This is a genomic window from Streptomyces sp. NPDC053750 (genome assembly GCF_044544295.1).
Lineage (GTDB): Bacteria > Actinomycetota > Actinomycetes > Streptomycetales > Streptomycetaceae > Streptomyces.
Map to the genome: position 1 here is coordinate 293,303 of NZ_JBITXB010000010.1, position 10,917 is coordinate 304,219.

The 10,917-nt window shown below is 71.9% G+C and carries 15 protein-coding genes; 4 read left to right on the top strand and 11 right to left on the bottom strand.

From position 1 onward, the window contains the following. Positions 1–30: 30 nt before the first annotated feature. Positions 31–1,152, top strand: coding sequence for a Vms1/Ankzf1 family peptidyl-tRNA hydrolase (locus tag ACIGO6_RS27270; protein WP_399880732.1), 1,122 nt, complete (start codon positions 31–33; stop codon positions 1,150–1,152). A 28-nt stretch (positions 1,153–1,180) separates the two neighbouring features. Here ACIGO6_RS27270 and ACIGO6_RS27275 read toward each other — a convergent pair whose 3' ends face one another. Next, positions 1,181–2,800, bottom strand: coding sequence for an ATP-binding cassette domain-containing protein (locus tag ACIGO6_RS27275; protein ID WP_399880735.1), 1,620 nt, complete (start codon positions 2,798–2,800; stop codon positions 1,181–1,183). A gap of 124 nt (positions 2,801–2,924) precedes the next feature. On the opposite strand from ACIGO6_RS27275, the gene ACIGO6_RS27280 reads away from it, so the two are divergent. The 3 genes from ACIGO6_RS27280 to ACIGO6_RS27290 all read left to right on the top strand — a co-directional run bounded on the left by ACIGO6_RS27280 (position 2,925) and on the right by ACIGO6_RS27290 (position 5,537). Beyond that, positions 2,925–4,424 (top strand): bifunctional phosphatase PAP2/diacylglycerol kinase family protein, encoded by a 1,500-nt coding sequence (locus ACIGO6_RS27280; protein ID WP_399880738.1) that lies wholly within the window; start codon positions 2,925–2,927, stop codon positions 4,422–4,424. Between the two features lie 66 nt (positions 4,425–4,490). Then, positions 4,491–5,312 carry a class I SAM-dependent methyltransferase gene (locus tag ACIGO6_RS27285; RefSeq protein WP_399880741.1) on the top strand — a complete coding sequence of 274 codons (822 nt, stop codon included), beginning with the start codon at positions 4,491–4,493 and terminating at the stop codon, positions 5,310–5,312. A 54-nt stretch (positions 5,313–5,366) separates the two neighbouring features. Continuing rightward, complete coding sequence (locus ACIGO6_RS27290) at positions 5,367–5,537, top strand: hydrophobic protein (RefSeq protein ID WP_399880744.1); 171 nt, start codon at positions 5,367–5,369, stop codon at positions 5,535–5,537. 47 nt (positions 5,538–5,584) lie between these two features. Here the strand turns inward: ACIGO6_RS27290 and ACIGO6_RS27295 are convergent, their stop codons facing one another. Genes ACIGO6_RS27295 through ACIGO6_RS27340 form a run of 10 tightly spaced genes read right to left on the bottom strand, consistent with a single transcriptional unit; the run spans position 5,585 to position 10,913 of the window. Beyond that, on the bottom strand, positions 5,585–5,875 hold the full coding sequence (locus ACIGO6_RS27295; protein ID WP_399880746.1) for a gas vesicle protein K: 291 nt from the start codon (positions 5,873–5,875) through the stop codon (positions 5,585–5,587). Position 5,876: 1 nt separating this feature from the next. Then, a complete protein-coding gene (locus tag ACIGO6_RS27300; RefSeq protein ID WP_399880748.1) occupies positions 5,877–6,059 on the bottom strand; it encodes a gas vesicle protein in 183 nt (60 codons plus the stop codon). Next, complete coding sequence (locus tag ACIGO6_RS27305) at positions 6,056–6,841, bottom strand: GvpL/GvpF family gas vesicle protein (RefSeq protein WP_399880751.1); 786 nt, start codon at positions 6,839–6,841, stop codon at positions 6,056–6,058. Before ACIGO6_RS27305 ends, ACIGO6_RS27300 begins: the two co-directional genes overlap by 4 nt. Further along, positions 6,838–7,164 (bottom strand): gas vesicle protein, encoded by a 327-nt coding sequence (locus tag ACIGO6_RS27310; RefSeq protein WP_399880753.1) that lies wholly within the window; start codon positions 7,162–7,164, stop codon positions 6,838–6,840. Before ACIGO6_RS27310 ends, ACIGO6_RS27305 begins: the two co-directional genes overlap by 4 nt. Further along, a complete protein-coding gene (locus ACIGO6_RS27315; protein WP_399880756.1) occupies positions 7,161–8,294 on the bottom strand; it encodes an SRPBCC family protein in 1,134 nt (377 codons plus the stop codon). Before ACIGO6_RS27315 ends, ACIGO6_RS27310 begins: the two co-directional genes overlap by 4 nt. Continuing rightward, the gene (locus ACIGO6_RS27320; RefSeq protein ID WP_399880759.1) at positions 8,291–9,025 is read right to left on the bottom strand and encodes a DNA primase; all 735 of its coding nucleotides are present in this window, start codon (positions 9,023–9,025) and stop codon (positions 8,291–8,293) included. The genes ACIGO6_RS27315 and ACIGO6_RS27320 overlap by 4 nt, the downstream gene beginning before the upstream one ends. Next, positions 9,022–9,285 carry a gas vesicle protein GvpG gene (locus ACIGO6_RS27325; protein ID WP_399880761.1) on the bottom strand — a complete coding sequence of 88 codons (264 nt, stop codon included), beginning with the start codon at positions 9,283–9,285 and terminating at the stop codon, positions 9,022–9,024. Before ACIGO6_RS27325 ends, ACIGO6_RS27320 begins: the two co-directional genes overlap by 4 nt. A gap of 10 nt (positions 9,286–9,295) precedes the next feature. Continuing rightward, entirely contained in the window at positions 9,296–10,069 is a 774-nt protein-coding gene (locus ACIGO6_RS27330; protein WP_399880763.1) for a GvpL/GvpF family gas vesicle protein, read from the bottom strand. Beyond that, positions 10,066–10,503 carry a gas vesicle structural protein GvpA gene (locus tag ACIGO6_RS27335; protein WP_399880766.1) on the bottom strand — a complete coding sequence of 146 codons (438 nt, stop codon included), beginning with the start codon at positions 10,501–10,503 and terminating at the stop codon, positions 10,066–10,068. Before ACIGO6_RS27335 ends, ACIGO6_RS27330 begins: the two co-directional genes overlap by 4 nt. Before the next feature lie 56 nt (positions 10,504–10,559). Continuing rightward, positions 10,560–10,913: a gas vesicle protein gene (locus ACIGO6_RS27340; RefSeq protein ID WP_399880768.1), complete on the bottom strand. Its 354-nt coding sequence runs from the start codon at positions 10,911–10,913 to the stop codon at positions 10,560–10,562. Positions 10,914–10,917 lie beyond the last annotated feature (4 nt).

Consider the following 10,917-nt stretch of genomic DNA (forward strand, 5'->3'; position numbering starts at 1 on the left):
CCCCCGAGCGGCACCCGGGAGGGAGCCACCATGGATCTCGCGTTTCTGCACCCCCTCTACGAACACCAGGGGCCCTGGGCCTCCGTGTACGTGGACCTGTCCCGGCACACGGAGGACACCCCCCACGAGCGTGAGCTGACGGCCGCCGCGGTGGCCCGGGAGCTGGCGGAGCAGGGCGCCGACGACGCGACCTGCCGGGCCGTGCGGGCGGCGGTGGAGGAGCTGCGCCACGCCACCGACCCGCACGGGCGGGCGCTGTTCGCGTGCGGCGGGCGGGTGGTCCTCGATCCGCCGCTGGCCCGGCCCCCGTACGGCGGGACCACCGCGGACTGGGCGCCGCTGCCGCACGTCGCTCCGCTGCTGGAGCTGGCCGGGGAGGATCCGGTGTGCGTGGTGGCGTACATCGACCGCAAGGGCGCCGACTTCGAACTGCGCAGTGGGCTGGGCAGCTCGGACGCCGGCGGTGTGACCGGCAGGCAGTGGCCGTTGCACCGCACGAGCAGCGTCGACTGGTCGGAGCGCCACTTCCAGCTGCGGGTGGAGAACACCTGGGAGCACAACGCGGCGGAGATCGCGGACTCGCTCGCCGTGTGCCAGGAGGAGACGGGCGCCGATCTGCTGATCCTGGTGGGCGACGACCGGGAGCGGCGGTCCGTGCACGAGCGGCTGCCCAAGCGGTTGCAGGAGCGGATCGCCGAGGCCTCGCGCGGCGCCGGCAGCAGGCTGCTGGACGACGAGGTGGAGCAGCTGCGCGACGACCACGTGCGGTCGCGCGCGCGGGAGGACCTGGACCGGTTCCTGGCCGCCCGGACGCCGGACGACGAGGGCCGGGCCGGCGCGGCGGAGGGCGTGCCCGCGCTGGTCGAGGCCGCCCGGGAGCACCGGATCGACGAGCTGTTGATCATCCCGGACGCCCCCGACACCCACCGCGAGGTGTGGATCGGCGAGGAGGCCGACCAGCTGGCGGTGCGCCGTACGGAGCTGAAGACGCTCGGCGAGCAGAACTCCTGGTCGGCCCGTGCGGACGACGCCCTGCTGCGCTCGGCGGTGATGACCGGCGCACCGGCGATCTCGGTGACCGCGGCCCTGCCGTCCGAGGCGGCGGCCAAGGCGCCGGTGGGCGGCCTCGGCGCGCTGCTGCGCTGGAAGTGACGACGGCGGCCCGCCTCCGGGACCGCCTTCAGCGGGCCCGCTCCACCCGCCGTTCGTCCCAGACCGGCTCCGGCGTCTCGCGGACGCGTCCGTCGCTGCCGAAGACGAGGTAGCGGTCGAAGGAGCGGGCGAACCAGCGGTCGTGGGTGACGGCGAGCACCGTGCCCTCGAAGCCCTCCAGGCCCTCCTGGAGGGCTTCGGCCGATTCCAGGTCGAGGTTGTCGGTCGGTTCGTCGAGCAGCAGGGCGGTGACGCCCTGGAGTTCCAGCAGGAGGATCTGGAAGCGGGCCTGCTGGCCGCCGGAGAGCCGGTCGAAGGTCTGCTCGGCCTGCTGGGTCAGCTCGTAGCGGCGCAGCCTCGACATGGCGGCGCCCCGGTCCTGGGCGTGTTCGGTCCACAGGATGTCCAGGAGGGTGCGGCCCAGCAGCTCCGGGTGGGCGTGGGTCTGCGCGAAGTGGCCGGGCACCACGCGCGCGCCGAGCTTCCAGTTCCCGCTGTGCGCCACGTCGTCGCCGGCGAGCAGCCGCAGGAAGTGCGACTTGCCGGAGCCGTTCGAGCCGAGGACGGCGACCCGTTCGCCGTAGAAGACCTCCAGGTCGAAGGGTTTCATCAGGCCGGTGAGTTCCAGCTGCTCGCAGGTGACGGCGCGTACGCCGGTGCGGCCGCCCTTCAGGCGCATTTTGATGTCCTGCTCGCGCGGCGGCTCGGGCGGGGGTCCGGCCTCCTCGAACTTGCGCAGCCGGGTCTGCGCGGCGCGGTAGCGGGACGCCATGTCGTCGCTCACCCCGGCCGCCTGGCGCAGGGTCAGTACCAGCTTCTTCAGCTGTGCGTGCTTCTCGTCCCAGCGGCGGCGCAGTTCCTCGAAGCGGGCGAAGCGTTCGCGCCGGGCGTCGTGGAAGGTGGCGAAGCCGCCGCCGTGCACCCAGGCGTCGGCACCCGCGGGGCCGGGCTCCAGGGAGACGATCTTCTGGGCGGCGCGGGCGAGGAGCTCGCGGTCGTGGGAGACGAAGAGGACCGTCTTGCGGGTCTCCTTCAGCCGGTCCTCCAGCCAGCGCTTGCCGGGGACGTCGAGGTAGTTGTCCGGCTCGTCGAGCAGCAGCACCTCGTCGGTGCCGCGCAGCAGCGCCTCCAGGACGAGGCGTTTCTGCTCGCCGCCGGACAAGGTGCTCACCTGCCGCCACTGGGCCTTCTCGTAGGGGACGCCCAGCGCGGCCGTGGTGCAGATGTCCCACAGGGTCTCGGCCTCGTATCCCTGGGCCTCGGCCCAGTCGGCGAGGGCCTGCGCGTAGCGCATCTGGGCGGCCTCGTCGTCGACCGTCATGATCGCGTGTTCGGCGGCGTCGACGGCCCGGGCGGCCTCGCGGATGCGGGGCGGCGCCACGGAGACGAGCAGGTCGCGCACGGTCGTCTCGTCCCGGACGGAGCCCACGAACTGGCGCATCACCCCGAGGCCGCCGCCGACGGTGACGGTGCCGCCGTGCGGTTTGAGCTCCCCGGACAGCAGGCGCAGCAGGGTCGTCTTGCCGGCTCCGTTGGGTCCGACCAGGGCCACGACGGCCCCCTCGCCCACCCGGAAGGAGGCGTCGCCGAGCAGCGCCCTCCCGTCGGGGAGGTAGTACTCGAGGTGCGCGGCTTCAAGATGACCCATGGGGCCGGATTCTGCGGCTCCGGCCACGTCCGGGGCAAACTCTTTTCGCCCGTCGCGCACGGCACGCCCGCACGTGCGGCAGGCCGCACGCAGCAAACGCCGCCCGCAGGGTAGGTGGGGATCCATGAGCCCCGACGTAGACCTCACCACCCCGACGCCCGGACCGCATCCCTTCCGCAACGGTTTCCTGCGGCTGGACCAGCGCCTGTTCGACACCGTCGCCGCCCGGACCTGGCCCGGCGCCGACCCCCTGCTGCCCCGTCTGAGCCGTGCGGCCAACCACGGCGTGCTGTGGTTCGCGGCCGGCGCCGCGCTCGCCGCGTCCCGCACGCCGAGGGCCCGTCGCGCCGCGGTCCGGGGTCTTGCCTCGCTCGGTCTGGCCTCGCTGACGATCAACACTCTCGGCAAGCGCTCGGTGCGCCGGCCCCGCCCCGTGCTGGACCCGGTGCCGCTGGTCCGGCAGCTGAAGCGGCAGCCGATCACGACGTCCTTCCCGTCCGGACACGCCGCCTCCGCCGCCGCGTTCGCGACCGGGGTCGCGCTGGAGTCCCCGGCGTGGGGCGCGGCGGTGGCGCCGGTGGCCGCCGCGGTCGCCCTCTCGCGGGTCTACACCGGCGTCCACTTCCCGAGCGACGTGCTGGCCGGCGCGGCCCTCGGGGCGGGGGCCGCGTTCGCCGTACGGGGCATGGTGCCGACGCGCGCCCAGCACCTCCCGCCGGCCCGGCCGCGCGCCGACGTGCCGGCGCTGCCCGGGGGCGAGGGCCTGGTCATGGTGGCGAACATCGGCTCGGGCACCTCGGACCGGGTACGGGCGCTGTGCGACGCGCTGCCCGACGCGGAGGTCGTCGAGTGCGAGCCGGAGGACCTGCGGGCGGAGCTGGAGAAGGCCGCGGGCCGTGCCCGGGCGCTCGGCGTGTGCGGCGGCGACGGCACCGTGAACGCCGCCGCCGAGATCGCGCTCCGGCACGGGCTGCCACTGGCGGTCCTGCCCGGCGGCACCCTCAACCACTTCGCCTACGACCTGGGCGTGGAGGACGTACGGGATCTGTGCCGGGCGCTGGAGCGCGGTGAGGGCGTGCGCGTGGACGTGGGCCGGTTCGCCTCCGGCGGTCGGCGCGGCATCTTCCTGAACACCTTCAGTCTCGGCGTCTACCCCGAGCTGGTGCGCGAGCGGGAGCACTGGTCGCCTCGGATCGGCGGCTGGCCGGCCGGGGTCCTCGCGGCCGTGCGGGTGCTGCGCGCCGACCGGCATCCGCTGGAGGCCGAGGTCCGGGGGCGTCTGCGCCCGCTGTGGATGCTGTTCGCGGGCAACGGCACGTACCACCGCAGGGGCATCGCCTCGGGCCGTCGGCTGGACCTGGCGGACGGGCAGTTGGACGTGCGGGTGGTGCACGGTGGTCGCCGGCCGGCCCTGCGTCTGCTCTCCGCGGCCCTCGCCGGTCCGCTGACCCGCTCCCCCGCCCACGCCGCGGTGCAGGTGCGACATCTGCGCCTGTCCGGTGTCGCGCCGGGGACGCTGATGGCGTTCGACGGTGAACTGACCGAGACCCGGGGCGATCTGACGCTGGAGAAGCTGCCCCAGGCGCTCACGGTGTACCGCCCGCTGGCGCCGTCCATCATGTGAAACACCGGTCTCATCATCCGGTCGGCGGGCGTACGGTGATCCCATCGCCGGGAGAGGGGATCCACCATGCCGAAGCCGCAGGAGACCGCCGTCTACACGCACGGGCACCACGAGTCCGTGCTGCGCTCGCACACCTGGCGCACCGCCGCCAACTCCGCCGCCTACCTGCTCGACTCCCTGAAGCCCCACATGCGGATCCTGGACATCGGCTGCGGGCCGGGCACCATCACCGCGGACCTGGCGGCTCTGGTCCCGGACGGGCACGTGACCGGCGTGGACCGGGCTCCGGAGATCGTGGAGCAGGCCCGGGCGACGGCCGCCGGACGCGGGCTGGCCCACACCGACTTCACGGTCGCGGACGTCCACGCGCTGGACTACCCGGACGACACGTTCTGCGTGGTCCACGCCCATCAGGTGCTCCAGCACGTGGGCGACCCCGTGCAGGCGCTGCGCGAGATGAAGCGGGTCGCGAAGCCGAACGGGATCATCGCCGTCCGCGACTCGGACTACGGCGCCATGACCTGGTACCCGGCGTCCCGGGGCATGGACGACTGGCTGGACCTGTACCACCGCGTGGCCCGCGCCAACGGCGGCGAGCCGGACGCCGGACGCCGGCTGAAGGAGTGGGCGCTGCGGGCGGGGTTCACGGACATCACGACGACCTCCGCCACCTGGACCTTCTCGACACCGCAGGAGCGCGCGTGGTGGAGCGGCCTGTGGGCCGACCGCACCGTGGCCTCGTCCTACGCCGAGCGCGCCACCGAGGGCGGCCACGCGACGGCGGAACAACTGCGGGCCGTGGCGGCGGCGTGGCGGGAGTGGGGAGAGCGGCCGGAGGGCTGGTTCAGCGTCCTGCACGGAGAGATTCTGTGCCGAAAGGAAGCCTGACGTACGCCTGATCGGTGAATTCCGGGAAACCAGTACGACAGGAGGTTCAACATTATGGTTCCGCTTCTGCTCGTACTGCTTCTCGCCATCGTTCTTTTCGGCGCCGGATTCGCCGCGAAGGTGCTCTGGTGGATTGCCTTGGCAGTCCTGGTCGTATGGCTGCTGGGCTTTTTGGCCCGCGGGACGACGGCCGGCGGCGGCCGGGGGCGCTGGTACAGGTGGTGAACCGCATGCGGTGACAACCCGCGAATGAGGCTGCTGCCCCGGGAGGCTCACTCCCGGGGCAGCAGCGGTCCCAGCGGCCCGAGGTCCAGGTTCAGGTCCTCGGGCCGCAGGCCGTAGCGGTCGCGCAGTTCGGTCATCCGGTCGTCGAGGAGCATCAGGGTCAGCCCGATCCGCTCCTCCTGCTCCTCGCTCAGGTCGCCCTCGTCGACCCGGCGCAGCGCCTGGCGCTCCATCAACTGGCGCAGCAGTTCGACGACGGTCAGCACCAGCTTGACCAGGTCGCGTTCGACCGTGTCGGGTTCGAGGTCGAGGCGCTTGCGCCGTTCGGGTTCGGTCATGTCAGTGCCCGAACGGCGAGGAGACGTTGCGGTTGACCGAGCTGATCAGCGCGTTGAGGTCGATGCGGACCAGGTCGACGTCCGCGATGCGCAACGTGACGTCGCCGGTGATGACGACGCCGCCGGCCAGCAGCCGGTCGAGCAGGTCCACGAGGGCGATCTCACGGCGTTCGACTACGGTCACGGCCCCTCCTCCCCTTCTCCGGTGGCCTCTCCGGCGAAGGAATAGGCCGCCCACGGTCCGGTGAGTTCCACGCGAATTCCGGGGGCGTCGTCCTTCGTGCGGTCCACCATTTCCACGAATTCCTCGGAAACGTCCCGGCGCACCAAATAGGCGGCGTTGAGAACGTTCCGGCCCGCGGCACCGGAAAGGCTGGGATTCTGCGGCGCGTGCAACCGTGCGTCGTCGGCCCGGGAGGACAGCGTCTCGTGGAGGCGGGTCGCGAACTCCTCGGCCCGCGTCCACAGGTCCTCGTTGGCCCGGGTCTGGCGGCGCCGCTGCCGCAGGTAGTCCCGGCCCGACGCCGGTTTGGGAGCGGGCCCGGCGGGCTCCGCGGCCCGCTCGGGCGCCGCCTCGACGTAGACCTTGACGCCCCACTCCACCCGGCCGTCCAGCCGGTCGAGCGTGCGCAGGAAGGCCGCTTCCCGCTCCTCCATCATCACGCGTACGCCGCTGTCGTCCCGGAAGACGGTGGCCAGCCGGAGCGGCAGCGGGGTGGTGACGGCGGTGAGCGCGTCGATGACCTGCTGGTGGGCGCGGGCGGTGCCGGCCAGCCAGTCCAGGTCCTCCAGGTGGGCGCGCAGCGCCTCCTCGGAGAAGTCGGCCTCGGGCACATGGCTGACGACGGCGATCAGGCCGTGGTGGGCCAGCAGCCGGGGCGGGTCGCCCGCCACCCCCGTCAGCTGGGTCTGGAGGGCCGCGCCGAAGGGGCGGCAGACGGCGTAGACGTACCGCAGTCCGGTCACGGTGCCTCCCTCGGTACACGGCCCGGGTCCAGCTCGCGCAGACGTTCACGCAACTCGGCGTTCTCCCTCGTCAGTTCGTCGCGCCGGGCGCGCGAGGAGAGCGCGGGGTCGCTCTCCCACCAGTCGATGCCCATTTCCTTGGCCTTGTCGACGGAGGCGACGATGAGCCGCAGCTTGATCGTCAGCAGCTCGATGTCGAGCAGGTTGATCCGGATGTCGCCGGCGATCACGATGCCCTTGTCGAGCACCCGCTCCAGGATGTCGGCGAGGTTGGCGCTCTGTCCCTGGCCGTAGGGTTCGGGCAGTCGGCCGGGTGTGGTCATCGACGGCTCCCGCGCTCGGCGTACTCTTCCTCGTCGTCGTACTCGTCCGCCTCGTATTCACCCTCGGGCTCGTCGTCGTAGTCGCCCTCCGGTTCCTCGTCGTACTCGCCCTCGTCCTCGTCGTGGTCGTCCTCGCCCTCGTCGTGCTCCTCGTCGTGGTCGTCCTCCGCCTCGTCGTGTTCCTCGCCGTTCTCCTCGCCGTTCTCCTCGTCGTGCTCCTCCTGCTCCTCCTGCTCCTCCTGCTCCTCGGCGAGGGCGTCCTCGTGGCTGCGGACGACCTCGCCGTCGCGGATCTCGCCGCGCCAGCCGTCCTCCGCCTCGCCCTTGAGGGTGACGAAACGGACGTAGTTCTTCAGGTCGAGCCGGGCCCGGCGGCCCTGGGCTCGCCAGATGTTGCCGGTCTTCTCGAACAGGCCCGAGGGGTAGTACTCGATGACCAGGATCACGCGGGTGAGGCTGTCGGCGAGCTGGTGGAAGCTGACGACGCCCTTGGTCGTGCCCTTGGCGCCCTCGGATGTCCAGGAGATCCGGTCGTCGGCCACCTGCTCGGTGGTCGTCGCCTTCCAGCTGCGGTTGGACCAGAAGACCTTCAGCTGCCAGTCGGAATGGGTGTCGTCGGCACGGTTCGCGCTCTTGACGCCCTTGGCGAAGGTGCTGAAGTCCTGGTACCGGGTCCACTGGTCGTAGGCCGTGCGCAGCGGCACGCCGACGTCGACGTACTCGATGATGACGGTCGGCTTCTGGCCGCCGCCCTTGCCCTTGCCCTTGCCTTTGCCCTTGCCGCCGACGAGGCCCTTGAAGGCACCGACCACGTTGTCCTTCACTCTGCCGGCGCCGACCTCGAACGCGGCCCGCATCGGGCTCTTGCCCTCGGCGAGCTTGCGTCCGCCGTCGAGTGCGAGCTTGGCGAATCCGGGGCTGTTGCCCTCCGCGATGTCGTTGAGCTTGCCGGTGGTCTCGCCGAGCTTGGTGCCGACGCCGGTCAGCAGCCGCGTGACCTGGGCGGCGAGGTAGTCCTGCACCTCCGCCTTGAGCCGGTCGGCCGCTTCGCTGTGGGCCACGTCGGCCAGCGGGTTCTGCTTCGCGGCTTTGCCCGCCGTGGAGGCCGCGGAACCGAGGGTGTCGCTCATCGCTCACCACCGCCCTTCGACTGCCGGGGGCCGGCACCGCGAGCGGCGCTCCTGGCACCCGCCGTCTTCTTGCCGACCGCCTTCTTGGCGGGCTGCGTCCGCTTCGCCGCCGCCTTCTTGCCGGGGGCCTTGGCGGCGGCCTTCTTCGCGGGCGCGGGCGCCTTCTTGGCCGCCTTCCGTGCCGGGGGCGGAGCCTTCTTCGCGGCCCGTTCACGCCGGGGCTCGCGCCGCGCCTCGGGCTCCTCGCCGCGCTCCTCCCCGTTCTCTTCCCTGTTCTCCTCCCCGTTCTCTTCCTCGTCCCCCTGCTCCTCGTCGTACTCGTCGTACGGCTCCGAGTCCTCCGAGTCCTCGGAGTCCTCGGAGTCGCGGGAGTCGCGGGAGTCGTCGGATCCGACGCCCGGCACCTGGGAGGTCACGCCGGAGAGCTGGTCACGCACCTCGGCGGTGCGCCCGTGCAGACGGTCGGCGAGCGCGTTGATCTGCCGTTCGACCATGGCGCCCGAGGCGGCCTTGCCCACTCCCCTCAGGTCCGTGCGCAGCTGATCCCCGATCTCCTTGAACTGCGGGTTGTTCTGCAGCTGGGTGGAGACCAGTTCCGCGATGCCCTTCGGGGTCAGGTTCATCTTCTTGCCGGCCACCATGGTGCCCACGGCGACCGCCATCTTCAGTTTCCTCGTACGTCCCAGCAGATAGCCGGCCCCTACCGCGAGGCCGAGTCCCACTCGATTCATGGTGCCGTCCCGTTGCCCAATCCCGCGCGGTTGCGCGAAGCGAACTCAAGCCGGTCCAAAAGCTCGTCCTCCCGTAGGTCGAACTCCTCCTCGGTGATCTCACCGGCTCCCAACTGCTCCTCCAGACGGGCCAGTTCGGCCCGGACCGTCGCGGGGTCGTAGTAGATCCGCTCGGCCTCGTTCAGCAGCTGTCTGACGGCCCAGGCGCTGCCGCGCACAGGAGCCAACGGCAGCAGCAGGACCTCGGAGATCAGTCCCACGGTGCTCACCTCATCCCACTCCGGCGCCCCCGCCGCCGGCCGCGGTGCCCGCGGGCTCGGACGGGCCGGGCTCCACGAAGCTGTACGGCGGTAGCGGCCCGTTGACGCGGACCTCCAGGTGCGGCATCTCGCCCCGCACCCGGTCCACGGCTGCCAGGAACTCCTCGGCCGACTCCCTGTTCACCAGGAACGACACGTTGGCCAGCCAGCCGGTGGACTCGGGGCCCACGCTCACCGCCTCGGCGGCCCCTTCCAGGGCCCGCTCCAGTGCGGTGGCGTCCTCGGCCTCCTTGCCCTTGACCGCGGCCGCGACCATCTCGCCGAGCTGGATCTTGTCCTCGTAGCTGCCGCCGCCCGACTGCCGGTTGGCCTCGGCCAGGGCGCGGATCTCCGGGTTCCGGGCCATGACGTGGTGCAGGACGGCCTCTTCGACGTGGTTGGCCTTGATGTTGTACTCGACCCGGCCGTCCAGCGCCCCGAGGCGTTCCCGGTAGTGCTCGGCCCGCTCGGCGAGCACGTCGGTGACCGCCTTGTCGTCCGGGGCGACACTGCCGAACCGCATGGGCAGCACACAGCCGGCCGCGCCCACCTCGCTCAGCACGGTCTGGTGGGCGAGCAGCTCCCTGCGCTTGGGGCGCAGATCTTCGGGCGCGTCACTGACGACGGCCGCCAGCTCGCCCTCCTTGAGGATCCGCACCCCGCGCGGCGGGTCACCGACGCCGCCCAGGTCCTCGGGGAGCGAGGGATGCGATACGGCGGTGATGCCGTAGACGTACGTGCTCACTCCTGCTCCTCCTTGCGGCGCGAGGGCGCGGACCTGCGGGCACGCGGACGCGAGGCGGTCTCACGCTCGGAGCCGCTCTCCTCACGGGCCTGCTTGAACGCGTCGGAGATGGTCTCGGCGGCGCCGGACAGCGCTCCCTTGGACTTGCCGCGGGCGCCGGACTCGGTCATCTCGCCGACCAGGTCGGGCAGGCCCGGGTCCTTGCGCGGCCCGGCCTCCAGGTCGAGCCGGTTGCAGGCCTCGGCGAAGCGCAGGTACGTGTCCACGCTGGCGACGACGACGCGTACGTCGATCTTCAGGATCTCGATGCCGACCAGGGAGACGCGCACGAAGGCGTCGATGACGAGCCCCCTGTCCAGGACGAGCTCAAGTACGTCGTAGAGACCGCTGCTGCCGCCTCCGCCGCCGGTCTGTTGTGCCGGTACGACAGTCATGCCTGTTGTTCCCTCCATCAGTCGGGTACGGGGTGCGGTGCGTCCGGTCGGGCGGCCTAGCGGCCGCCGGCTCCGCGGGCGTCGGCCCGGCCCCGCTCGTAGCGCCTGACGCGCCGGTAACCGGTGAGCAGCCCGTCGGTGTCGATCTCCACCTGGTAGCTCGCCATCAGGCTCATCGTGTCGGGGATGCGCTCGAGCTCGAGGACCTCGACCTCCAGCGCCCAGCCCTCCTCCGTCTGCTCGAAGGACGACACGGACTCGACGGTCATGCCGGTCAGCTCCGCGAGCTGGGCACGCGCCTCGCGCAGAACCTCCATCGGCCGGGGCCGACGCGACTCCTGTGATTCATGTGACTTCTGTGAACTCTGTTGTGAATCTTGCGACTCGGACGTCTTGTTCGTGTTCGACATGGCC